Consider the following 23,615-nt stretch of genomic DNA (forward strand, 5'->3'; position numbering starts at 1 on the left):
GGATGACATTAAGCCAATCCGGCTTCATGTCTGAATCCCGCTCTACTTCAACAGTTTAGAGCACGATTCAGATATGAGGTTGGTTCAACCTCATATCATCGTGCTCTAGCAACGGCCGGGCTGGCCCGCCTCACTCCGCCAGGGTCAGCATCCAGTCGTAGCCCTCGCCGACCCACTCCGCGGGGATGGAGTGGCCGCCGGGGTGGAGGCAGAGCTCGAGGCTGCGGCCGCTGGCGCAGGAAGACCAGATCTCGCAGTCGTAGCGAGGGTGGCTCTCCTGGGCGCTCGCGCCAGCCGGGCAGCGGTTGAGGGCCTGCAGGATCGTCATGCCCTCCGGGATGGGCATGGAGTTGTAGATGCCGACCTCGTCCAGGGCGACGACCCTGTCGGCGCGGCCGTGGATGTGGCGCAGGTCGACCGGGCCGCCGGGGCAGCGCTCCGGGTTGCTGCGCCAGAAGCCGCCGGCGATGGGCAGGTAGGCGCGGAACAACGCGCCGTCGTAGCAGGCCAGGTTCCAGACCAAGGAAGCGCCGCGCGAGAAGCCCGAGGCGAGGCTGCGCGCCCGGTCCAGCGGCCAGCGCCGCGCCAGGTCGGCCAGCACCCGGCGGACGTAGGCCAACTCGTCGCGCCCGCCCTCGGCCCGGCCATTGCCGATCTGGCGCCAGTAGCCGGTCTGCGCCCAGGGCGCGACGAAGAGCGCGCCGCGCCGGGTGATGCCCTCGACCAGGGCGCGGTTGCGAACCATGCCCTCGGGCGAGGAATTCCAGCCGTGGAAGAAGACCACCAGCGGCAGCGGGCTCTCGCCGTCCCAGTCCGCCGGTGCCTCGGCCAGGTAGTAGCCCTCGGAGACCACGCAGCGCTCGCCCTCGCCGCAGCCGCCTTCGGCGCGGGCGGTCGCGGGGAGGGTCAGGAGGACGAGAAGCAGGGCCACGATCGCCGTTCTCATCTCCCTCGACCTCTCTTCTGTCGGCCGTCACCCCTGCTGTCATTGCCGGGGCGCTTACGCGCTCCGGGCATGACCGAGGAGAAGGCAGCAAGCGTTAGAATCACGGGCTAGGCGGCGCTGCGGTAGGGATGGAAGACATAGTACTTCGGCCGGGTGTCCAGGCGGAGGTGGAGCCAGGCGACGCCCAGGCCCGAGGTGCTGACCCAGAGCGGACGCTCGGACAGGAGCCGGATCACGGCCTCCCCGGTCTGCCGCCACAAGGCGGCTTTCTGCCCCGCCGGCGCGGTGCGCAGGAAGGCGGCGAGGTGCGGGTAGTCCCCGGCCTCAGGCAGGGGGCGCGGCGCGACCAGCCAGGCGTCGCGGCCGAGGTTCTCGAAGGTCACGGCCTCGTCCTCCGGCGCGGCGGCGAAGGCACGCGCGAAGGCCGCCGGCTCGGCCTCGAGACGGGCCAGGGCCGGGCTGTCGATCAGCACGCATTCGAAAGCCTGCCCGAGGGTGTAGGCGGTCACCGGCGGCGTCTCCCAGAAGAAGGCCGGAAAGGGCGCCGCGGCCAGGAGGTCGGAGAAGAAGGCGTTGAAGGCCTCGTCCCGCCGCCAGTTCTCGGCGACCTCAGCGTAGGACACGGCGGTGCCCGCCCGGAGAAGCGTGACCTTGCGGGCGCGCCCGCCGTCGAAATCCTCTGTCGCCGCCTGCCAGGTCACCGGGACCTTAGGACGCGCGGATGTACTTCAGGATCAGCTCGGCGATGCGGTCCTCGCCGAGGATCGGCGGCAGGACGGTCAGCACCTTGGCGTCGCCGTCCAGCAGGTAGATGAAGCTGCCGTGGCTGTAGACCGGCGTGCCGTCGACCATCTCGTGGAGCTTCTTGGCATCGACCTGGAAGGCGGCGCGGGCAGCGGCGAGCTCGGCCTCGGTCCCGGTCAGGCCGAGCAGACGCGGGTGGATCTTCGGCAGGGCCTCGGCCAGGGCCGCGGGCGTATCGTTGACTGGATCGACGGTGATCATGATCGGCTGGAGCGCGTCCGCCTTATCGCCCAGGATGTCGAGGGCACCGGCTAGCCGCGGCAGGGCGACCGAGCAGATCGCCTCGCAGGAGGCGTAGCCGAAGAAGATCAGCATCGGCCGGCCGGCGAAGTCCGTCTCGCTGCGCCGGGCTCCGGTCTGGTCGACCAGGTCGAAGGAAGCCTCGATCTCGATGGGGAAGGGCAGCGCCGGCGTCTCCGGCAGCGGCGACCGCGCCTCTGGCGCCTGCGACTGAGCGGCGTGGGCCGCAGCCTCCTCCGGGGTCTCGTGCTCGACCCCGTCGTGCGCCGCCGCCGGACCCGCGATCAGCAGGACCGCGGCGGCGAGGAGACAAGCGCCCCACGCCAAGCAAAGGCGGCGCCTCATCGGCTCATTCCTCGAAGAGGTACTTCTTGAAGGCCTCGTCGGTCTCCAGGCCCAGGCCGAGATAGCCGTCGCGTTCGATCAGGGCGTTGACCCGCGGGTCCTTGCGGAACCAGGGGCCCTTGACCTTGGCCGCCTCGGGGTTGGCCGCGGCCCAGTCCTTGGTCCAGCGGTTGGTCTTGGACCACTCGGCCTCGCCCTTCTTCCTGATCAGCTGCACCTGGTACATCTTGGCCGGGGTGTACTCCTCCAGGCCGACCAGCAGGCCGTCGACCTCGACCTCCTGGTTGCAGTAGGGCAGCAGGTCGAGGTTCGCGCCGGTGAAGGCCGGCTGGGTGTTCTTGTTGGCCAGGACCAGGACGCCGTCCGCCGCGCGCAGCAGGCCAAGCTGGCGGCGGCCGTCGCCGCAGTTCTCCGGACAGTCGCCGGCGACCTCGCAGAAGACGTCGACCACCTTGGCCTCGAAGCGGGCCTTCTCCTGGCCCAGAAGGTTCCAGTTCTTGGCCTGGCTGCCCTCGGAGAAAGGTCCTTCGTCCTCGGCCCGGGCCGGGCCCGAGGCCGCAATCAGCGCCAGGGCGGCGACCATAATAAGCTGCTTCATGGCGGCCTCCCCTACTTCTTGGGCTTGGGAATGGCGAAGGGCGGGATGACGTCGTAGTCCTCGTGGCTGAGGTTCACGATGCCTTCGTTGGCCGTCACCTTCTCGACCACGAGGTAGTTGATGCCGTCGCGCCGGTAGAGCAGGCCGTCGGCCGTTATCAGGTTGGACTGCACCTCGAGGATGGTGTCGCCGCCGGTGACGTGGTCGTCGCCCTCGTACTTGAGGACCATGTAGACCGTACCGTCCTCGGCCAGCACGCCGACCGGGATCCCGCCGGCCGCGCACCACAGCGCACAAGTGTGGTGCGCCGAGCCGACCACGGAGTCCGGGCCGCCCATGACGCCGGAGAAATAGCACCAGGTGTCGATGACCTCGCCCTTGATCTTCACCCTCTCGCCCGTGGCGGCCGCCGCAGCGCCCGCCGGGAGTGCCATCATGGCCAGCAGCAGACCGGTGATCACGCCGCGCATGCCCCGCCTCCTCTTCGATAAGGTTCGAGCCCCGGTCAAGAGATAGCAACTTTGCGGAAGCAGCGGAAGGAAACGGGGCCGGCAAAGCACGCCGCTCACGCAGACGTGTGCGGCCTGGCGCCAAGGGCCTCCGGCAAGGGACGGCGCGCGCCTGCCCGCAGCGGCAAAGCAAAAGGCCTCGGCAAAGCGCCGAGGCCTCAGCCGTTCACGACCTGCGAAGTCCCGTCTACTCGCTGATCAGGACGCAGTCGACGGAATCGATCTTGACCTCCAGCGGCTTGCCGTTGCCGTTCATGATGCCGAAGCTCCGGACCGCATCGGTGTGCATCCCGCCCGACTTGGAGCTGTCGATCTTGCAGCGCTCCATCTTGGGCCAGGACCGGACGCTCAAGCGGTTCGCGTAGAAGGACGCGCCGCTGTCCGGATCGGTCAGGCTGAAACGATAGACGGCCCGGATGATGGCTTCCGCGGAAGCGGGCCCTGCCGACACCACCAGGACGCCAAAACCCATAACCAGCAGGGCACAGAATGCCTTTACGCTCTTCACGATCACCCCCTGTGACGAGTTAGTGTCTAAAAAGTTTGGCAGAGCAAACAACTGGAGGTCAAGAGTTCGAGCTGTTGTACAACCGTCTTGTTCGGAGCCCGATAGAGGCTTCGTAGCGATGGAGTATCGAAGCGCTACACCATGAGGTCGAAGTTGCCCGCGAGCACGCGGTCGAGGCGGCCACTGCGCCAGTCGCGCCGGGCATCGCGGACCAGGGGCGTCGGCTTCTCGCGGTAGCGGCGGACCACTGTCAAGTCGCCCTCGCCCGCCCCCTGCAAGCACTCCTGCGCCTGGCGCAAGAGCGCACGGCGGTCTTCCGGCGGCGGACCGAGCGCTTGCGGCGCCACGCGGACATGAACGCCGACGCGCTCGAAGTTGCGCGGGCGTTCGGCAGGCCATTCGAAGAGATGAAGCCCGTGCTCGCCCGCCAGGAGGCTGTGGGCGCCGAAGCCCATGACCGCATAGACCTTGCGGAATGCGGGCTTGCTCTCTTCCTCGAGGCATTCCAGGCAGGTGAAGCGCATGCGGCGCGCGGTGGCCCAGGCCTCGTACATCGCCGCAAGCTTGCCGGCGAAGTCCCGACACGACGACCAGTCCTGCGTGCCGTCTGCGCTGGCCTCGACCATGAGAAAAGCCTCGGCGGGCCGCGCTTCCAGAATGTCGCGGCAGGCCTCGTCCAGCAGAAAGAGGTTCTGGGCCAGGACGCCGACCATGTTGGCCGGCACCTGGCCCCGGGGCGCATTGCCCTCCAGGCGCCGCAGCAATGAGCCGGCGCGGCGGCAGCCGGCCTGCACGCGGTCCAGGTATTCGGCCAGGCCGAGAGTCGCGAAGCGCTCGGGCAAGGACCAAAAATCCGGGCGCTCCATCTCCGCCATTGCGGTGTCCTTACGTGCCTGCCAGTCGGCCGAGGTCAGGATCGCGTCCAGCAACTCGTAGGCCTGGCGCAGGGCGGCGAGCTCCTCGGCCTTGCCTCGGGGGTCGAGCAGGATCGCCCGCGGGCTCAGTCGGGCCGGCGCCGCCTCGGCGGCCACATCCCCCTCGTCCTCCGGCGCCGGCGCCGGCGCGTCGGGATCGACGAAGGTCACCTCGAGCCGGTCCTCGCCGGACGAGACGAAGAGGAACTGGTCGCCCTCAGGAGCCTGGTGCCGGACGATGGTCACCGCCAGCGGCGAGAGCAGGTAGCGTTCGATCGCCCGCTTCAGCGGCCGCGCGCCGAGGTCGGGGGTAAAGCCCTTCTCCAGGAGGAACTCGATCGCGGTCTCGTCCCACTCCACGGCCCAGCTGCGGTAGCGCAGGCCGCGCCGCTGGAAGGCCGTGACCAGCTCCTTCTGAAGGATCTCGCGCATCAGCTCGCGGCTCAGCGGGCGGAAGACGACAACGCGGTCGAGGCGGTTGATGAACTCGCGCCGGAACTCACGGCCGACGGCGCGGCGCACCTCGCCGACGTCGAAGCCCGGATTGCCGGCACCGAAGCCCAGCGAGACGCCGGTCGGAATCCGCGCACCGAGATTCGAGGTCAGGATGATGATGGCGTGGCGGAAGTCGGCGACCTTGCCATCGCGGTCAGTGATCCGCGCGTCGTCAAAGACCTGAAGAAAGGTGTCCCAGACTTTGGGATGGGCCTTTTCGAACTCGTCCAGTAGGAGGATGGAGAAGGGCTGGCGCCGGATCTGGTCGGCCAGGGAAAGGCTGTGCTCCTTCTCCGACTGGCCGATCAGACGGTCCAGGCTGTCCGGGGTCTGGAACTCGCTCATGTCCATCCGGATCATCCGTCTCGGATCACCGAAGAGCCATTCGGCCAAAGTCTTGGCGAGCTCGGTCTTGCCGGTGCCGGTCGGCCCGGCGAAGAGGAAGACGCCGACCGGCCGGGTCGGGTCGGTGACTCCGGCCTTCAGCATCGCCACCCGTTCGACGAGGCAGTCGACGGCCTCGTCCTGGCCCATGACCTGGCCGGCCAGGAAGTCCTTGAGCCCGTCGAGGTCGAGGCCGCGGCGGTGGTCGAGCAGGCCGATCTGCAGGCCAGTCTGCCCGGCCAGGGTCGCGAGGACATCGTCCAGGCTCAGCCTCGGTCGCGCCTCGCCCGAGCCCCCCCGCAGCCGGTGCAGGGTCGCGTCCAGCAGGCCCAGGAGGTTGCCGGGCGCCGCCCGGTCGCCGAGGTACTGTTGGGTCAGGTCCCAGGCCTGAGTCACCAGTTCGGGATCCTCGGCCTCGACCTCCCGCTCCATCCAGAGCCGCCCGAGCGCCAGCGTGTCCGCCGGCGGCAGAGGCTGGACACGTAGCGCCGCCAGCGCGGTTACCGCCTTGGGCTGCTGCTGAAGCAGCCTCTCCAGGGCTGCGGGCTGGGTCTCGCCGACGATCTTCAGCTCGCCCTGGTCGATCAGTGGCAGGATCGCGTCGAGCGCCCCGGTCGGGCTGTACTTGTGGCGGCCCGAGACTGCGAGGGTGTGGAACTCCGGGATGAACCAGACGACGCGCCGGTCGCCGCGGAGCTGGGCGATGACCTCCTTCAGGCGCTCTTCGAACTGGCCGATGTAGATCTGACCGGCAACCAAGTCGTTGTGCCCCGAGGTGAAGATCACCCAGCCCTTCTCGTGCAGCCGGCTCGCCAGCTTGCGCAGGATCGTGGTCTTGCCGACCCCGGCCTCGCCGACGATCAGGCAGGACTGCGGCCGCTCGGCGAGCAGCGCCGCCTCGAGCTGTTCGACGGCATCGCGCAGCTGATCGTGCTCCAGGATCCCGGCCGCCGCCCTGCTGTCGGCCTCGTCCCAGATCTGCCCGGCCGAACGCAGCAGGCCCTGGTCGACCTGGCGCGCACGCCAGGTCTTGTAGTTTTCCAGCAGTGATGCCGCAAAGGGCGCATCGAGGCTCTCCAGGAACTGCTCGAGCGTCGCGCGGTCGTCGCCGTCGAGCTTGGCCCGGACGCCGTCGAAGCCGGGCGCCTCGCCGGCCTCGATCCGCTCCGCGCAGAAGTCCGTGATGAAGCCGCGGGACAAGCGATAGTCGAGATAGCCCGCGGTGCGGACCAGGACCTCGCCGACCAGCGGTCGCGTGCTCGGGGTCCGCCGGGCCAGGTAGCGCAGGGCGAAGTACTGCGGCCAGGCCGCGATGGTTCCGATGCAGCCGAGCACCAGGGCCTGCTGCCCGCCGGCATCCTCACGCCGGGTCATGGCCTCCAGCGCCATCGAGGACAGGATGGCGTTGTCGCCGGTGACGTAGGTCCCGAGGCCGGTCACCGGGATTTCAGGCGCGCAGAGCAGGCGGACGCCCGCTTCGAAGTCGGCGTTGCTCTCGAGCAGGTCCGTGGGATGCGCCGAGGCCCGGTAGAAGTCGGCCAGGCGGGACGCGATGTCGTAGATCTCCGACCCGGGCGCCGATGCTTCGCCGTCCTCGTCCTCTGCCTTGGCGGAGCCCTCTGCGGCCTTCGTGGCCTCGGCCTTGCCGCTTTGACGCGCGGCGACGTGCCTGGCGAGGAAGAGCAACAGCATCGCGACGCCGATGAGGATCGCTGCGAGATAGTCCACTGGTCTTCCCCTGCCGTCCCACCCGCGCCGCCCGGCGGCATCGATGCTCCCTTCGTCGGAGCCCTGAGTCGGCGGCGCCGGGCCCGCCGTCCCTGGCAACGCCTGAGGGGTTCTAGTCCAGCGGGGTCCGGGAGGAAAGCCTGCCGCAGCAGGGTACTAACGCTTCTTCTTCGCGAAGTCGGTCGCATCCTTGGCAATGGCTGGAAGAACATCCGCCTCGACATCCCGTTGCCAGGTTGCACCGGGGCCTGTAGTGCTGGCGGGCGGGCTGCGATCCCACGCGGCGCGCTGGGCGATCCGGAGCCGAGATGGACCTGGACTGGCTGCAGACACCGCTGCGGAGCCTCCTGCTGCTCCAGAAGGACGTGCAGCAGGCCTTGGGTGGCGCCTTCAAGGACGCGACCGCCAGCGACGACGGCGTGCAGTCCGCCATCCTGGTCCTTGTCGCCCTGGTCTTCGGGATGCTGCACGCGATCGGGCCGGGTCACGGCAAGTCGGTCATGGTGGCCTACTTCGTCGGTCAGGCGGCGCCGCTGCGCCAGGGCCTGACGGCGAGCGTCAAGCTGATCGCCGTCCACGTCGGCTCGGCGGTGCTGCTGGTGCTCGCGGCGGTCACCCTGCTCGAGGTCTCCTTCGGCCTGCGCCCCGCCGACTTCCCGCTCGTGCGCCAGGTCAGCTATGCCGGCGTCGCCATCCTGGGCCTGTTTCTGCTGGTCCAGGCCTTGCGCGGCGCGCCCGGCAAGAGCCACGCCAGGGGCGGCGGCCTGCTGCCCTATGTTGTGGGCCTGTCGCCCTGCCCGCTGACCACGATCATGATGCTGGCGGCGGTCGGCACCGGGGCCATCGCCCTGGGTCTCGTCGTATCGGTCGCCATGGCGCTGGGCATGGTGGTGACGGTCAGCGCCTTCGCGCTCCTGGCGATCCTGGCGCGGCGCTGGATCCTGGCCGCCTTCGAGCATCACCAGGCGCGGATCCTGCGGATCGCGCGCGGCTTCGAGGTCTTCGGCGCCCTGGCCGTGACGGCGCTCGGCCTGCTGCTGCTCGCCGGGGAACTCGCCTGAGATGGCGAGCGCCGGGCTCTCACCCTTTGCGGAGCCAAACTTCCGAAGGCTCTTCGCGGCCCAGGTCACGGCCCTGATCGGCACCGGGCTGTCGACGGTCGCGCTGGCGTTGCTCGCCTACGACCTCGCCGGCGGCCAGGCCGGCCGGGTGCTCGGCACCGCCCTCGCCCTCAAGATGGTCGCCTACGTCCTGGTCGCCCCGCTCGTCGGCGGCCTCGCGCACCGCCTGCCGCGGCGGGCGCTCCTGGTCTCGCTCGACCTCGCCCGCGCCGGGCTGATCGCCTGCCTGCCCTTCGTCACCGAGGTCTGGCAGGTCTTCGCGCTGATCTTCCTCATCAACGCCTGCTCGGCCGGCTTCACGCCGAGCTTCCAGGCGACGATCCCCGACCTGCTGCCCGAGGAGGCGCGCTACACCCGCGCGCTTTCGCTCTCGCGCCTGGCCTACGACCTCGAGGCCCTGCTCAGCCCAAGCCTCGCGGCGGCCGCGCTCCTGGTGCTCAGCTACGACGCGCTCTTCGGGTTGAACGCACTCACCTTCCTGGTCTCCGCCGGACTGATCCTTTCCGCCGGCCTGCCGGCGCCGAAACCGCGCGAGCGCGCCGCGGGCTTCCTCGCCGAGGTCAGCTTCGGCAGCCGCGCCTTCCTGGCGACCCCGCGCCTGCGCGCCCTGCTCGCGCTCTACATGTCGGTGGCACTGGCGGGCGCGATGGTGATCGTGAACTCCGTGGTCTACGTGCGCGAGATCCTGGGCGGCGGCGAGACCGAGACCGCCCTCGCCTTCGCCGCCTCGGGCGCCGGCTCGATGATCGTTGCGCTGCTGCTGCCGCGCTGGCTCGACCGCCATCCCGATCGGCCGGCCCTGCTCATCGGCGGCGCGCTGCTCGCGGCCGGCCTGCTCCTCGGCGCGCTCGGACCCGGCTACCTACTGCTGCTGCCGTTGTGGTTCCTGCTCGGCGCCGGCGCGTCGCTGGTGCAGACCCCGGCCGGCCGCCTGATCCGCCGCTCCTGCCGCGAGGCCGACCGCCCCGCCCTCTTCTCGGCCCAGTTCGCCCTGTCCCACGCCTGCTGGCTGGTCGCCTATCCCCTGGCCGGCTGGCTCGGGGGGCCCGAAGGCCTCACCGTCGCCTTCCTCCTGCTGGGACTGTTGGCCGCCGTCTCGACGGCCCTGGCCTGGGGCCTCTGGCCTGGACGCGACCCCGCCCGGCTGCGCCACCGCCACGCCGCCCAGGACCACGCGCACCTGCACGTGCACGACGCGCATCACCAGCACGCCCACGAGGGTTGGGAGGGCCCGGAGCCCCACAGCCATCCGCACCACCATGACGAGGTCGAGCACGCCCACGACTTCGTCATCGACGACCACCACTGGCGCTGGCCGCGGGCGTCTTAGCTCTTCGATATCAACTGCACTGCAGAACCACGCGGGCGGCCTCGAACCGTCGCGCGATCAGATCCTCGCGCCGGATCCAGACATAGAGGTTGCCCGAATCCCCCCACATCATGTCGGCCTTGTCGTCGGAACCGATTTGAGTGATCAGGATCCACTCGCTGGCCGTAGCGCGTACCGCCGCCGCGTCCTGAGCGCGAAAGGCGTCGGCGTTGCCGCAATAGTACCCCGCGCTGACCAGAGCGCACTCGGTCTGCATGTCGCCTTGGATCGGTACCGGCCAGCCGCCGACGAGGTGGAAGTTCCAGAGAGACTCCGCGCCATCCTCGGGGTCGATCACCTCCCACCACCAGTCGTAGTAGAGGTCGCGGAGCCCGTCGGTCAGCTCGAGGTCCCGGAAGACCGCGGATCCAACTGGAAGAGGCATCAGACAAGCCTGCCCCTGGCAGGACAACGGCGCGATCGGCTGATAGCGATCCAGTGCGGCAAGCTCCTGTGGAAAGTCGCGCCGGGCCAGCCCCTCCGTACCTTGGTCGTGAAAGTGAACGACCCATCCGGCACTGTCGGCCGGATCGAACCCCCAAGGCATCTCGAGAACATCGTAGAAGACCGAAAGCAGACCCCACTTCGGGAAGTCCGGGTCGAGCGGCCCCCTGGACCACATTTCCGCGAAGTCGATCTGACAAAGAAACTGCAGAGGAAAGGGACCCTCGACGACCTTCATCATCTGGGCATAGTCGTCGCGGAAGGTCTGGCATTGCTCGGCCGTGGCCCAACTCCAGCGGCTATCGGGCGCTTCCGATTCCTCCCGGTAGCGCGCAACCCGCTTTTCGGCATCCGCATAGGTCGGCCGAAGGGGCCAGCTCGTCTCGGCTGGCAGATCCGGACGCCCGCCGAACTTGGTCGCACCGAGGGCGATCTCTGCCTCGTCTTCGACCTTTCGCGTCTCCAGCCAAACACCAGGCCTTGCGAGGGCCGCAAGCCGCCGCGCCAAGTCCTCCGGGAATCCCCTGGCAGGCGGCTCGAGACGGAAGAAGGCGGCGGCCCGCTGCGCCCATGAACCTGCATCCCCGGACGCCTTGGGCGCGGCGGCGCGCAAAGAATCAGCAATCTCGTCTTCGGACTTGAACACCTGGTCTCTCGAAGGATTGATGTCTGTGGATTTCGACGGCCATCCGCCGCTAGATCACCTCGTCCTCGCGGGAGTCGGTTTCGCCGTAGCGTTTCATGATCGCCGGGCGGGTGCCTTCGTAGAGCTTGCCGAGGCCTTGGGCGACCTTGGCGTTCTCGCGCTCAAAGAGGCTGTTGCCCTGGAGGTCGCTCTCGACCAGGAAGGGGCCGAAATTCTCGACGTCGAGCACCCACAGGGCCTGGGCGATGCCGAGCTCCTCCAGCCAGTGGGCGGCGACGATCTTCCTGATGCCGCGGCCGAGCAAGGCGCCGGTGCCGTAGCCGACCGTCGTGAGATAGACGGCGCCGTTGGGCACGAACTTCTCCCGGTAATCCCGGGGCGACATGCCGCCCTTGCCGATGATCACCTTGCAGCCCGAGATCTCGAACCAGCGGTCGAGCCACTGGGTGAAGCGGAAGGAGGCCGTGGCGGTCACCGCGCCCATCTCGTAGCTGCCGTCGGGATGCACCGTCGCGGCCGGCGAGCAGTGGAAGTTGACGTTGCCCAGCTCGGCCAGGTCGGCCGGCAGGCCCGCGCCCTCTGCAATGGCCTTCTTGTAGACGCCCTCGCGGCCGGTGAAGACCCGGCCGTCGAGGTAGACCACGGTGCCGATCTCCAGGCCCTTGAGGTCGGCCGTTGCGACCGGCGCCTTCAGCCGGACTGTCTTGAGGCTTCCACCGGTGCTGTCCATTCCACCGTTTCCCGCCGCATGTAAGGGGTGAACCAGCCCGGGTCCCTGCGGCCCTCGACCCGGCCGTCGGCCCCAACCCGCGCCGTCGCCCGGCGCGAGGAGAGGCAGAACATGTGCACCGACATCGGCATCCCGCCGGTGTGGCAGTAGCCCGCCTCGATGTGGCAGTCGACCACCATGTTGCTGCCGACGAAGCCCATGGCGCCCATGCCGATGCCGTTGCCCAGCGCCTTCAGCTCGTCTTCCAGCTCGGCGATCTTCGGATCGGGGTTGCGGTCGCCGACGATGCGCAGGCAGGCGGCCTGCTTGCCGAGGACCATGCAGGTGTCCTTGGAGCCGCCGAGCCCGATACCGACGATCGCGGGCTGGCAGGCCAGGCCGCGCTTGCCGAAGGCGATCAGGGTGTCGAGGTAGAAGCGCTTGATGCCCTCGATGCCGTCGCCCGGGAAGAGCATGCGGTAGTCGCTGCCGAAGAGCCCGCCCTTGTGGACCGTGGTCAGCTCGATCCAGTCGGCCTCCGGGTGGAAGCTGTACTCGATCTCCGGCGCGTTGATCCCGCAGTTGTTGTTGTGGTCGGTCCGCCAGAGCGGATGGACCCGGTTGGGCCGCAGCGGCACGGCGGTCGTTGCCCGGGCCGTCGCGCGGCGCAGGGCCGCCTCCAGGGCGACCGGGCCGCCTTCGATGCGCGCCTCGTTGCCGATCTTGACGTACCAGCGCGGCACCCCTGTGTCGGCGCACATGGCGCGGCGGTCCTCTTTCGCAGCCTCGTAGTTCTCCAGCATGGCGCGCAGGACGAAGGCCGAGAGCTCGCCGCTCTCGCTCACCGCCGCCGCGCGGATTCCGGCCAGGTAGTCCTCGGGAATCTCGATCGCGGCCTTGGCCATCAGTTCCTCGGCCGTGCGCTCCAGCGCCGAGAGGGGAATCATGGTTTTACTCCGCTGCCGCCGCGTCCTTCAGCAGGGTCTCGCCCGGCCGGACGCGGGTGAATTCAACGGCTTCTTCCTCGATCTTCAACTCACCACTCACTTGCCGCACCAGGGTGAAGCGCGAGGTCTCGAGGTCGCCGGCCGCCGGAAAGTCCTCCCGGTAGTGCGCGCCGCGGGAGTCCTGTCGCTGCAGGGCCGCCAGGGCCATGACCCGGCTGACCTCGATCAGGCTGCGCAGGTTGAGCCAGTCCTGCCAGGTTAGATTGAAGGCCAGATCCATGTCGGGCAAGCCGGTCCCGAGCAGCTCCGACTCCAGCGCTTTCAAACCGGCAATGGCGCGGGTCAGGCCCTCGGCCGTGCGGATCACGCCAACGTCGTCCCACATCAGGTCGAGCAGGCGCAGGCGCAGGGCGTTGAGGTCGCCGGGGGCCGGCCCGAAGGCTTGCCGCGCCCGGGCCACCTCGGCCTCGATCACCGCCTCATCCGGCGCCCGGTGGCCCGGGTTGGCCGCGATCCAGCGCGGCAGGACATCGCCCGCGACGCCGCCGAAGACCGTGGAGTTGGCGACGCCGTTGCCGCCCAGGCGGTTGGCACCGTGCACGCCGCCGGCATCCTCGCCGGCGACGAAGAGGCCGGGCAAGGCCGTGCCGGTATCGGTCTCGCAGACCACGCCGCCCATGAAATAGTGCGCCGTCGGCACCACCTCGACCGATCCTTCGGCGAGGTCGAAACCGCAGTCGGCACAGCGCTCGACCATGCCCTTGAACTGCTTGCGGACGTTCTCCGGCCCGAGGTGCGCCATGCGCAGGTGGACGCCGCCGTTCCGGGTCGTGCGGCCGGCGCGCATTTCTTCGGTGATGGCGCGGCTGACGATGTCGCGGGTTGCCCGCTCGGCCTGGGGATGGCTCTCCAGGAAGCGCTCGCCCGCGCCGTTCAGGAGATGGCCGCCAGCGCCGCGCAAGCCCTCCTCCAGCACGGTGCCGGTCATGCGGGTGTCGAGCCCGGCGAGCAGGCCGGTGGGGTGGAACTGCACCATCTCCATGTCGCGCAGGGCGAGGCCGGCGCGCAGGGCCATGGCCAGGCCGTCCATGGACTTGTCGCCCGAGGGCGTGTGGTAGCGGTACATGGTCGGCCCGCCGCCGGTCGCCAGCAGTACCGCCTGGGCCTCGACGAAGCGGAAGGCGCCGCTGCGTATGTCGAGCATCAGCACGCCCGAGAGCGCCGAGCCCTCGCGGTCGGGCACCAGGGCCAGGGCGCGGTGCTCCTCCAGCCGGGCGATGGGCCGGGCCCAGACCTGCTCCATCAGGCGGTTGATGATCTCGATGCCGGTCAGGTCCCCCTTGTGCACCGTGCGGTCGAAGGACTGCCCGGCGAAGGCCTTGCCGTGCAGGCTTCCGTCGGGGTTGCGATCGAAGAAGCAGCCGATTTCGTTCTCCAGCTCGCGGACCCGCTCCGGCGCGGTCGCGCAGAGGGTCCAGGCCAGCTCCTGGTGCGGCAGCCACTTGCCGCCCTCGATGGTGTCCATGAAGTGGCGCTCGACGGAATCGCCGGGGTGCAGCGAGACGTTGTAGCCGCCCTGGACCATGCGGGTGCAGCCGGACTTGCCCAGCAGGCCCTTGGTGGCGACGGTCACCGAGAGCGCGGGCGCGGCCGCCTTGGCGTGCAGGGCGGCGAAGAGCCCGGCGCCGCCGCTGCCCAGGATCAGGATGTCGGTTCTTAAGCGCTCGACTTGAGACATGCCTAGAATACCCTGAAAAGAAACGCGAAGGCGACCAGAAGCGAGGCGCCCGCGGCGAGCGAGGCCAGGGTCTTCTGTCCCTCGCGCCAGGCGAAGTTTTCCAGCACCAGCAGCCTGAGTCCGCCCAGCAGGTGAACGGTCAGCAGGAAGACGAGGCCCATCTCGGCCGCCTTGACCAGGGGATTTTCGGTCCAGGCCAGGGCCCTGTCGAGCCCGGCCTCGCCCGCCAGGCTCTCGCCCAAGAGCAGGAAGTGCAGCGGCAGAAAGGCCGCCAGGGCCAGCCCGGAGAGCCGGTGCAGCAGCGCGGCACGCCAGAGCGTCTGCCGTCGCGGCGCGGTCATGCCAGCACCACGGCGTAGACCGCCCGCGCGCCCAGGCCGGCCAGGACTAGGGCGAAGAGCAGGGCTGCGAGGTCCAGCGCCCACCCCTTCAGCAGCGTCCACTCGCCGAGAACCGTGCGCAGCCCGATCGCCGCGTGGACCGACGCCGCCGCGACGAAAAGGCCGTAGAACAGGCCCCAGAAGAGGCTGCCCCGGGTGCGGGCGAGGATCTCGGCGGCGGTCAGGCCAGCGTCGACGGCGTAGAGGATGGTGCCCAGGTGCACCAGGATCAGCGGCAGCATGACCGCCGCCGAGATCCGCTGCGCCAGGTAGAGCCGCAGGCTCACGGCCGTCCCCGCAGGGCGCGCAGGGCCGTCGTGCGCTTGAGCCCGGCGATCGAGGCCGTGGGGTTCAAGGCCTTGGGGCAGTAGGCCGTGCAGCTCTGGTGGCTGTGGCAGGCGTGGCAGCCGCCGGCCGCGGAGACGGCGTCCAGGCGCAGCCCGGTCTCGGCGTCCCGCGTGTCCTTGACCAGGGTCCAGGCCCGGTTCAGGGCCGCCGGGCCGAGATAGTCGGCGTTCCAGCGCACGGTGTCGCAGGCGGCGTAGCAGACCCCGCAGTTGATGCACTCGATCCCGGCATCCACGGCGCGGCGCTCGGGCGTGTCCGGCGGCAGGACCTCAATCGCGTCCTCGCGCGTCTTGCGGCCGGCGAAGCGGCCCTTGGCCTGCTGCCACTTCTCGAAGAAGGCGGTCATGTCGCAGACCAGGTCCTTGATCACCGGCAGGTTGCCGAGCGGCGCGATCTCCAGCCGGCCGGCCTCCTCGACCTTGGCGACGTGGCTGCGACAGGTCCAGCGCGGCGCCCCGTTGACGGTCATCGCGCAGGACCCGCACATCCCGACCCGGCAGGCGAAGCGGTAGGCCAGGGTCGGGTCCAGATTCCGCTGCACCCAGGTCACCACGTCCAGCACCGTCTGGCTCTCCTGCCGCGGCACGGCGTATTCACGAAACCCGCCGTCGGCCCGGCCGCGCCAGATGGAGACCGTCAGATCCCTGCCCGCCTGCGCCATCCCGCAACTCCACTCAAAGCCAAGCGGCACGCCACCCCCGGCTCCCTCTTCTGTCATGCCCGGACCTTGTCCGGGCATCCATCGCGCCGCCGGCACCATGGATTGCCGGGTCAAGCCCGGCAATGACAGCGGAGGACGCAACTCAGCCGAGACAGCATAGATCTGCGAGATCGAGAGCAAAAACGATTCTCGACACTCACCGGGCGGGCCGCCCATGCCAAGGCATCGGAGCTTTGCTTCCGTCTACAGCGATGATTGCTTTTCAGCGGCCTTCACGGGCAGTCTCAGCCCACTGAAGGGTCCCGCGGCCGGCCACGGCCTGCGGGGCCAGAGGAGAGGACGGCGCCATGAAGATCGGATTCATCGGGCTCGGCAACGTCGGCGGCAAGCTGGCCGGGAGCCTGCTGCGCAACGGATTCGACCTGACCTTGCGGGACCTGGACCGGGATCGGGCGGCCGCGTTGCTCGAGCGCGGGGCCCGTTGGGGCGACTCGCCCAAGGCCATGGCCGAGGCCTGCGACCTGGTGATCACCTGCCTGCCCAGCCCGGCGGCCTCCGCCGCGGTGATGGAAGCCGAGGACGGCGTCCTCGCGGGGCTCTCGGCGGGCAAGATCTGGGCCGAGATGTCGACGACGGACGAGGCCGAGGTCAAGCGCCTCGGCGCCCTGGTCGAAGCCAGGGGCGCGGCGCCGATCGACTGCCCGGTCTCGGGCGGCTGCCACCGCGCGGCAACCGGCAACATCTCGATCTTCGCCGGCTGCGAGCGGGCCGCCTTCGAGGCCGCGCTGCCGGCGCTCAAGGCCATGGGCCGGCGGATCCTGCACACCGGCCCGCTGGGCTCGGCCTCGGTGCTCAAGGTGGTCACCAACTACCTGGCGACCGCCAACCTGGTCACCCTCTGCGAGGCCCTGGTCACCTCGAAGCTGGCCGGCATGGACCTGAACACCACCTTCGAGGCGATCCGGATCTCCTCCGGCACCTCCTTCGTGCACGAGACCGAGAGCCAGGTGATCCTCAACGGCAGCCGGGACATCAACTTCACCATGGACCTGGTGGTCAAGGACATGAGCCTGTTCCAGGCCGTGGCCGAGCGCGCCGGGGTCCCTTTGGAGATCGCCCCGCTGCTGCTCGAGATCTTCCGGGACGGCCTGGACCGCTACGGCGGCCGGGAGTGGTCGCCGAACATCGTGCGGCGCCTGGAGGAAGCCTGCGGCGTCGAGATCCTGGCCCCGGGCTTCCCGCCGGAAATGACCGACGACGAGCCCGAGGCGCCGGGCCGCGAGGTGATCCCGACCGGCGCCGAGGCGTCTCCGGGGGGCGAAGCGCCGTAACCCAAGGACCGTCGTCCTAGATTCCCGGCCGGAATGGCCGGGCCGGCCGCCGGGACACAGTTTTGTCCCAGGAGGTTCCGAGATTTGCTCCAGGACAAGCGCCGAGACGGCGATATCTTGGAAGGTCATATGGACACCCCAAGTCCGAGATTCGCTTAGACGATGACCTCGTGGCTCAGCATTGGCGCCCTCGCGCTCGTCGCGCTCAGCGCCCTCCTGCTCATCCTGGTCGGCCGACGCCGGGTCCGGGCCGAAGGCGCGCGCGAGGATCACCGGGCCTTCCGCGACCGGCTGCGCGAGATCGAGCGGGAGGTCGACTGGACTCTCAGCAGCGGGTCCGAGGTCGAGGCCACCCTGGTCGATATCAAGCGCCGCCTGCTGCTCGCCGCCCGCAGCGAGGGGAGCCTGATCGGTAGCGCGGCCCGGGGCCTGACCCGGCCCAGCCGTGCCTGCTTCCTGGCCCTGATTCCCGGGATCGCGCTGGGGACCGCCCTCGCCCTCAGCGATGCCGAAGCGCCGGCGCCCCTGGCCGAGGCCGGGAGCCTGGAAAGCCCGGACGCGAGCGGCATCGAGAGCGTCGAAACCCTGGTCGTGCACCTGGCCGCCCGGCTCCAGGCGAAGCCGGAGGACGTCGCGGGCTGGCGCAAGCTTGGCTGGTCCTACGCCAACCTTGGCCGCTACCAGGACGCCGCCTGGGCCTACGGCAAGGCCGCGGCCCTGCAGCAGGACTCGGCGGCCTTCCACTCGGCCTACGGCGAAGCGACCGTGCTCGCGGCGGAAGGCAGGGTGACCGCCGAGGCGCTCAGGATCTTCGAGACCGCGCTGGCCCTGGATTCGGCGGAGCCGCGGGCTCGCTTCTACCTCGGCCTGGCGCAGCACCAGGCGGGCAACAAGATCGAGGCGCTGGCGATCTGGAGCAGCATCATCGAGGACGCGGCGCCGGCGGCCGCCTGGCTGCCCGACCTGCATTCCCGGCGCGCCGCCCTGGCCAAGGAGCTCGGCGTCACCGAGTCCGAGGCCGTTCCGGCCATCGCCGATGCGGTGGCCGAGCCGGCCGACGATCCCGTCGAAGGCCTGGGCGACAGCTAGATCAAACTGCGCACAATTGGACTGAATTGAGCGCAGATAATTCGATCTATTCCACATAGATGGAGCAGCTTATCTGCGTTCGAATGAACGCAGATAAGCTGCTCTGGGCCGCCACCCCGGAACGATCACGAGCGACCGGAGTGTCTGAGGGTCAGGAACTGCGAGTGACCCGGCCGATGGCTTCGACCCGGACCTTGGCCACTCCTTGCTTGAGCATGCCCAGACGGCTCGCCGCAGCCTTGGAGAGATCGATGATCCGGCCGCGGGCGAAGGGGCCGCGGTCGTTGATGGTCACCACCACGCTGCGCCCGTTCCGGACGTGGGTCACCCGGACCTGGGTCCCGAAGGGCAGGCTGGGATGGGCGGCGGTCAAGGCGTTCATGTTGAAGCGCGCGCCGCTCGCGGTCTTGCGGCCCTGGAAGCCGGGGCCGTACCAGGAGGCCACTCCGACCCGGTCGTAGTCCGGCACCTCTCCCGGCGCGTAGCGCACCTCCTCGCGCCCGCCGGCGCAGGCGGCCAGGCCCAGAACCAGGACGATCGCCAGGAACGGATTTCGCAAGGCACCCCTCCTCCGGCTGCGCGGGATCCGCAGGTCGGGCGGAACTATAGCGCCCGTCCGGCACCCTCGGTGTGGCAAATCGGAGGCCGGGCCCGCGGCTGCGGGGGACCGGGGCGCTGCCGACCGGGCCAGTCTGCCCGGCCGGCCTTGCGCAAAGGTTACCGGCGCGCCTCAGTGGGTCAGGATCTGGCTCAGGAAGAGCTTGGTGCGGTCGGACTGCGGGTTGTTGAAGAACTCGTCCGGCCGGTTCTGCTCGATGATCTCGCCCTCGTCCATGAAGATCACCCGGTCGGCGACGGTCTTGGCGAAGCCCATCTCGTGGGTCACGCAGAGCATGGTCATGCCGCTCTCGGCCAGCTGGATCATGGTGTCGAGCACCTCCTTGATCATCTCCGGGTCCAGGGCCGAGGTCGGCTCGTCGAAGAGCATGATCTTGGGGTTCATGCAGAGCGAGCGGGCGATGGCGACGCGCTGCTGCTGGCCGCCCGAGAGCTGGCCCGGGTACTTCTTCGCCTGCTCGGGGATCTTGACCCGGGTCAGCATTTCCATGGCCGCTTCGTCCGCCTCCCCCTTCGGGGTCTTGCGGACCCAGATCGGCGCCAGGGTGCAGTTCTCCAGCACGGTCAGGTGCGGGAAGAGATTGAAGTGCTGAAACACCATGCCGACCTCGCTGCGGATCGCGTCGATCTGCTTGACGTCGTTGGTCAGCTCCACCCCGTCTACGACAATCTGGCCGCGCTGGTGCTCCTCCAGGCGGTTGATGCAGCGGATCAAGGTCGACTTGCCGGAGCCGGAGGGACCGCAGATCACGATCCGCTCGCCCCGGTTCACCGTCAGGTTGATGTCCTTGAGGACGTGGAACTCGCCGTACCACTTGTGGACCTCGATCATCTGGATCGCGATCTCCTCGGACATGCTGGTCTGTAAGGGGCTGGCCTGCGCCGCTTCTGACATTTTCCGCGTCTCCCCGTCGTTCTTGCCTTTGTCTCTGAGCGGCCTGCGCTCAGCGCTTGTGACCGGTCTCCAGCTTGCGCTCCATGTACATGGAGTAGCGCGACATGCCGAAGCAGAAGACCCAGAAACCGACCCCCGCCACGACGTAGCCCTCGACCGCGAAGCCGAGCCAGTCCGGGTTGGTCGCCGCCAGCTGGACCACGCCCAGCAGGTCGAAGAGGCCGATGATCAAGACCAGGGTGGTGTCCTTGAACAGGCCGATGAAGGTGTTGACGATGCCCGGGATCACCAGCTTCAGGGCCTGAGGCAGGACGATGAAGCCCATCACCTTGGGATAGCTGAGCCCCAATGCCTGGGCCGCCTCGTACTGGCCCTTGGGAATCGCCTGCAGGCCGCCGCGGACGACCTCGGCCATGTAGGCGGCCGAGAACATCGCCACCCCGATCAGGGCGCGCAGCAGCTTGTCGAAGTTCACCCCCTCGGGCATGAACAGCGGGAACATCACCGAGGCCATGAAGAGCACGGAGATCAGCGGTACGCCGCGCCAGAGCTCGATGAAGGCCACGCAGATCGCCCGGATGATCGGCATCTTGGAGCGCCGGCCCAGGGCCAGCACGATGCCGATCGGCAGCGAGGCGACGATCCCGACCTCGGCGATCACCAGGGTGACCAGGAGGCCGCCCCAGCGCGAGGTCTCGACCGCTTCCAACCCGAAGGCCCCGCCGTAGAGCAGGATGAAGGCGAGGATCGGGTAGGGCACCAGGAGGAAGATCCCTGTCCACTTCTTAAAGGGCACGCCGGGAATCATCAGAGCGGCCAGACCGACGAACTGGATGATGAAGGTCAGGTTGACCCGCCACAGCTCCTCCACCGGATAGCGCCCGTAGACGAAGACCTTCGACCAAACCCGGGCGAAGACCCAGCAGGCGCCCTCGCGCGAGCAGTCCTCGCGGGTCTCGCCCGACCAGTCGGCGCTGAAGATCATCCAGTCCAGCGCCGGCACCACGAGCAGGTAGATCAGGTAGACGGCGAAGATCGTCAGCGCCCAGTCGAGCGGGGTGGCGAAGAGGTTGTGCCGGAGCCAGCCGATCAGACCGACCTCGGAGGCGGGCGGCGGCAGATCGGGGTGCGAGCCGGGCGTGTAGTCTTGCGTGGTGTCAGCCATGGCTCAGCGCTCCACCAATGCGATCTTCTTGTTGTACCAGTTCATGAACAGCGAGATCAGCAGGCTGACCGTCAGGTAGAAGGCCATGGTGAGGCCGATGATCTCGACCGCCTGGCCGGTCTGCATCAGGACCGTGCCGGCGAAGACCAGGACGATCTCCGGGTAGGCGATCGCGGCGCCCAGGGAGGAGTTCTTGGTCAGGTTCAGGTACTGGCTGGTCAGGGGCGGCACGATGACCCGCAGGGCCTGGGGGATTACCACCAGGCGCAGGGTCAGCCCGGGGCGCAGGCCCAGGGCGTAGGAGGCCTCGGTCTGGCCGTGGCTGACCGCCAGGATCCCGGCGCGCACGATCTCGCCGATGAAGGCCGCCGTGTACATCGACAGCGCCACCAGCATGGCGACGAACTCGGGCTGGATCCGCAGGCCGCCGACGAAGTTGAAGCCCCTGAGCTCGGCGTACTCCCAGGACAGCGGGAAGCCGGTTACCAGGAAGGCCAGCAGCGGCAGGCCGAACACCATGCCGAGCGTTGCCTTGAAGACGGGGAACTGCTCGCCGGTCGCCACCTGGCGCTTCTTCGCCCAGCGCGCCAGCACCACCGAGCCCACCACCGCGACGAGGAAGCCGATCACAACCAGGGAGAAGCCGGATTCGAACAGCGGCCGCGGCATGTAGAGCCCGCGGTTGTTCAGGAAGAAGGAGTCCCAGGCGTTGAGGCTCTGGCGCGGACCCGGCACCGAGCGCAGCACCGCGAAGTACCAGAAGAAGATCTGCAGCAGCAGCGGCACGTTGCGGACGATCTCGATGTAGACCGCCGCCAGCCGGCTGATCAGCCAGTTGTGCGAGAGCCGCGCGACTCCGAGCAGGAATCCCAGGATGGTCGCCAGGATGACGCCGAAGGCGGAGACCAGAAGCGTGTTGATGATCGACACCACCATCGCCCGCCAATAAGGCGACTCGGCGTTGTAATCGATCAGGGTCTGGCCGATGTCGAAGCCGGCAGTCTTGGTGAGGAATCCGAAGCCCGAGGAAATTCCGCGGGCCTCCATGTTCGCGATGGTGTTGTTGACGAGATAGGCGCCGAACGCGATGACGCCACCGAGCACCAGCACCTGATAGATCACCGCGCGGAAGCGCGGGTCGTTCCATATCACCGGCTTAGCCGGGGGTAACCCCTCTTGGGCCTGAACGGCCATGGCGCTGCCTCCCTGTTACGGCTGTGCCATGTTGGCCAAAGGGTTCGAGCATGCCCGGGCCCCCGCCCGGACATGCTCTACCCGTTTCTTGTTTCTTGCTCCGCTTTGGGCGGAGGTTCCTCAGCGCACCGGCATCGCGTACTGCAGGCCGCCGTCCTTCCACAGCGCGTTCAAGCCGCGCTCGAGCTTGAGCGGCGTGTTCGGCCCAACGTTGCGGTCAAAGCTTTCGCCGTAGTTGCCGACCTGCTTGATGACGTTGTAGGCCCACTCGTTCGGCAGGCCGAGGCTCTTGCCCATCTCGCCCTCGACGCCCAACAGCCGCTTGATGTTCGGGTTGTTGCTCGACTTCATCTCGTCGACGTTGGCCGAGGTCACGCCGAGTTCTTCGGCTTCGACCATCGCGAACAGGGTCCAGCGCACCACGTCGCCCCAGGCGTTGTCGCCGTGGCGCACGACCGGACCGAGCGGCTCCTTGGAGATGATCTCGGGCAGGATCACGTGGGCATTCGGATCCTTCAGCTTGATCCGCTGGGCCGCCAGGCCGGAGGCGTCGGTGGTGTAGACGTCGCAGCGGCCGGCGTCGTAGGCGGCGACGACCTCGTCGGCCTTCTCGAAGACCACCGGCTTGTAGTCCATGTTGTTGGCGCGGAAGAAGTCGGCCATGTTCAGCTCGGTCGTGGTGCCGATGTTGACGCAGACGGACGCGCCGGCCAGCTCCTTGGCGCTCTTCACGCCGAGGTCGCTGCGCACCATGAAGCCCTGGCCGTCGTAATAATTGACCCCGACGAAATCGAGGCCCAGCGAGGTGTCGCGGACCAGGGTCCAGGTGGTGTTGCGCGGCAGGACGTCGATCTCGCCCGACTGCAGGGCGGTGAAGCGCTCCTTCGCGGACAGCGGCGTGTACTTGACCTTGTTGGCGTCGCCGAAGATCGCGGCAGCCACGCCGCGGCACACGTCGACATCGAGGCCGGTCCAGTTGCCGGCGGTATCCGGGTTGGAGAAGCCCGGCAGGCCCTGGCTCACGCCGCACTGCACGAAGCCCTTGCCCCTGACGTCGTCGAGAGTGCCGGCGGAGGCCGCCGTCGAGAGACCAACAGCCGCAGCCGCAGCGAACAGAGCTTTGACGAATTTCATCAGATTGACCTTCCCTGTTGAACCGAAATCCTTGTCGGCGGGATGTCACCGCCTTGGGGACGAGCCGGATCCTTCGCGTCGGCCCATCCCCCGATGGCGCTCCCACAGTGACGGAAGATGTATCATTCGATCGGGAAAGGCAACAGCCGCAAGACCCAGGCTTTCCCTGGGGTCTTAACGCTTTTGTTAACCCAAGGCTGAAGAGACTCCCTCCTTTTGCCAGCGTCGCGGCAGGACTCCGGCGCCGGTTTGGCGGCGCTGCGGCCCCGATCGGGTCGGCGCCGTCTCGCGCGCCCTTTGAAACAGCTTCGCCTTGCTGGCATAACTGGCCCGGCAGAGCCCGCCAAGCGAAGGA

Annotated in this window: 23 protein-coding genes; 4 read left to right on the plus strand and 19 right to left on the minus strand. The window is 68.7% G+C overall.

Features of this window, described 5'->3' with window-relative positions; genetic code table 11:
- Positions 1-130 precede the first annotated feature (130 nt).
- The 7 genes from QNJ30_13305 to QNJ30_13335 form a co-directional block, all read right to left on the minus strand.
- A complete protein-coding gene (locus QNJ30_13305; GenBank protein ID MDJ0944443.1) occupies positions 131-946 on the minus strand; it encodes a hypothetical protein in 816 nt (271 codons plus the stop codon).
- Positions 947-1,053: 107 nt separating this feature from the next.
- Positions 1,054-1,647 (minus strand): hypothetical protein, encoded by a 594-nt coding sequence (locus QNJ30_13310; protein MDJ0944444.1) that lies wholly within the window; start codon positions 1,645-1,647, stop codon positions 1,054-1,056.
- Positions 1,648-1,654: 7 nt separating this feature from the next.
- Positions 1,655-2,335, minus strand: coding sequence for an SCO family protein (locus QNJ30_13315; GenBank protein MDJ0944445.1), 681 nt, complete (start codon positions 2,333-2,335; stop codon positions 1,655-1,657).
- A gap of 4 nt (positions 2,336-2,339) precedes the next feature.
- Complete coding sequence (locus tag QNJ30_13320) at positions 2,340-2,933, minus strand: hypothetical protein (GenBank protein ID MDJ0944446.1); 594 nt, start codon at positions 2,931-2,933, stop codon at positions 2,340-2,342.
- Between the two features lie 11 nt (positions 2,934-2,944).
- On the minus strand, positions 2,945-3,403 hold the full coding sequence (locus tag QNJ30_13325) for a hypothetical protein (protein MDJ0944447.1): 459 nt from the start codon (positions 3,401-3,403) through the stop codon (positions 2,945-2,947).
- A 226-nt stretch (positions 3,404-3,629) separates the two neighbouring features.
- Positions 3,630-3,950 (minus strand): hypothetical protein, encoded by a 321-nt coding sequence (locus tag QNJ30_13330; protein MDJ0944448.1) that lies wholly within the window; start codon positions 3,948-3,950, stop codon positions 3,630-3,632.
- 134 nt (positions 3,951-4,084) lie between these two features.
- Positions 4,085-7,471 (minus strand): AAA family ATPase, encoded by a 3,387-nt coding sequence (locus tag QNJ30_13335; protein ID MDJ0944449.1) that lies wholly within the window; start codon positions 7,469-7,471, stop codon positions 4,085-4,087.
- 308 nt (positions 7,472-7,779) lie between these two features.
- Between QNJ30_13335 and QNJ30_13340 the strand changes: the two genes are divergently transcribed.
- Together QNJ30_13340 and QNJ30_13345 are read left to right on the plus strand one after the other, a co-directional pair.
- Positions 7,780-8,532 carry a hypothetical protein gene (locus QNJ30_13340; GenBank protein MDJ0944450.1) on the plus strand — a complete coding sequence of 251 codons (753 nt, stop codon included), beginning with the start codon at positions 7,780-7,782 and terminating at the stop codon, positions 8,530-8,532.
- A 1-nt stretch (position 8,533) separates the two neighbouring features.
- A complete protein-coding gene (locus tag QNJ30_13345; protein ID MDJ0944451.1) occupies positions 8,534-9,922 on the plus strand; it encodes an MFS transporter in 1,389 nt (462 codons plus the stop codon).
- A 10-nt stretch (positions 9,923-9,932) separates the two neighbouring features.
- Here the strand turns inward: QNJ30_13345 and QNJ30_13350 are convergent, their stop codons facing one another.
- Genes QNJ30_13350 through QNJ30_13380 form a run of 7 tightly spaced genes read right to left on the minus strand, consistent with a single transcriptional unit; the run spans position 9,933 to position 15,834 of the window.
- Complete coding sequence (locus QNJ30_13350; protein MDJ0944452.1) at positions 9,933-11,051, minus strand: YwqG family protein; 1,119 nt, start codon at positions 11,049-11,051, stop codon at positions 9,933-9,935.
- A 49-nt stretch (positions 11,052-11,100) separates the two neighbouring features.
- Entirely contained in the window at positions 11,101-11,781 is a 681-nt protein-coding gene (locus QNJ30_13355; protein MDJ0944453.1) for a fumarate hydratase C-terminal domain-containing protein, read from the minus strand.
- Positions 11,742-12,707: a fumarate hydratase gene (locus tag QNJ30_13360; GenBank protein MDJ0944454.1), complete on the minus strand. Its 966-nt coding sequence runs from the start codon at positions 12,705-12,707 to the stop codon at positions 11,742-11,744. The genes QNJ30_13355 and QNJ30_13360 overlap by 40 nt, the downstream gene beginning before the upstream one ends.
- Before the next feature lie 4 nt (positions 12,708-12,711).
- Positions 12,712-14,445, minus strand: a complete 1,734-nt coding sequence (locus QNJ30_13365) for an FAD-binding protein (protein MDJ0944455.1) — start codon at positions 14,443-14,445, stop codon at positions 12,712-12,714.
- Positions 14,446-14,447: 2 nt separating this feature from the next.
- Positions 14,448-14,786: a succinate dehydrogenase gene (locus QNJ30_13370; protein ID MDJ0944456.1), complete on the minus strand. Its 339-nt coding sequence runs from the start codon at positions 14,784-14,786 to the stop codon at positions 14,448-14,450.
- Positions 14,783-15,112, minus strand: coding sequence for a succinate dehydrogenase (locus tag QNJ30_13375; GenBank protein ID MDJ0944457.1), 330 nt, complete (start codon positions 15,110-15,112; stop codon positions 14,783-14,785). The genes QNJ30_13370 and QNJ30_13375 overlap by 4 nt, the downstream gene beginning before the upstream one ends.
- Positions 15,109-15,834 (minus strand): 2Fe-2S iron-sulfur cluster-binding protein, encoded by a 726-nt coding sequence (locus QNJ30_13380; protein ID MDJ0944458.1) that lies wholly within the window; start codon positions 15,832-15,834, stop codon positions 15,109-15,111. The genes QNJ30_13375 and QNJ30_13380 overlap by 4 nt, the downstream gene beginning before the upstream one ends.
- Positions 15,835-16,181: 347 nt before the next feature.
- Between QNJ30_13380 and QNJ30_13385 the strand changes: the two genes are divergently transcribed.
- Positions 16,182-17,165 carry an NAD(P)-dependent oxidoreductase gene (locus tag QNJ30_13385; GenBank protein ID MDJ0944459.1) on the plus strand — a complete coding sequence of 328 codons (984 nt, stop codon included), beginning with the start codon at positions 16,182-16,184 and terminating at the stop codon, positions 17,163-17,165.
- A gap of 162 nt (positions 17,166-17,327) precedes the next feature.
- Positions 17,328-18,254 (plus strand): c-type cytochrome biogenesis protein CcmI, encoded by a 927-nt coding sequence (ccmI, locus tag QNJ30_13390; GenBank protein MDJ0944460.1) that lies wholly within the window; start codon positions 17,328-17,330, stop codon positions 18,252-18,254.
- 151 nt (positions 18,255-18,405) lie between these two features.
- Here ccmI and QNJ30_13395 read toward each other — a convergent pair whose 3' ends face one another.
- From QNJ30_13395 to QNJ30_13415, 5 genes are all read right to left on the minus strand, one after another.
- On the minus strand, positions 18,406-18,813 hold the full coding sequence (locus tag QNJ30_13395; protein ID MDJ0944461.1) for a septal ring lytic transglycosylase RlpA family protein: 408 nt from the start codon (positions 18,811-18,813) through the stop codon (positions 18,406-18,408).
- Between the two features lie 171 nt (positions 18,814-18,984).
- Positions 18,985-19,767, minus strand: a complete 783-nt coding sequence (locus QNJ30_13400) for an amino acid ABC transporter ATP-binding protein (protein ID MDJ0944462.1) — start codon at positions 19,765-19,767, stop codon at positions 18,985-18,987.
- A 49-nt stretch (positions 19,768-19,816) separates the two neighbouring features.
- Positions 19,817-20,932 (minus strand): amino acid ABC transporter permease, encoded by a 1,116-nt coding sequence (locus tag QNJ30_13405; GenBank protein MDJ0944463.1) that lies wholly within the window; start codon positions 20,930-20,932, stop codon positions 19,817-19,819.
- A gap of 3 nt (positions 20,933-20,935) precedes the next feature.
- Positions 20,936-22,126: an amino acid ABC transporter permease gene (locus QNJ30_13410; protein ID MDJ0944464.1), complete on the minus strand. Its 1,191-nt coding sequence runs from the start codon at positions 22,124-22,126 to the stop codon at positions 20,936-20,938.
- A 120-nt stretch (positions 22,127-22,246) separates the two neighbouring features.
- The gene (locus QNJ30_13415) at positions 22,247-23,260 is read right to left on the minus strand and encodes an amino acid ABC transporter substrate-binding protein (GenBank protein MDJ0944465.1); all 1,014 of its coding nucleotides are present in this window, start codon (positions 23,258-23,260) and stop codon (positions 22,247-22,249) included.
- Positions 23,261-23,615: the final 355 nt, after the last annotated feature.

This window comes from Kiloniellales bacterium (genome assembly GCA_030066685.1).
Lineage (GTDB): Bacteria > Pseudomonadota > Alphaproteobacteria > Kiloniellales > JAKSBE01 > JAKSBE01.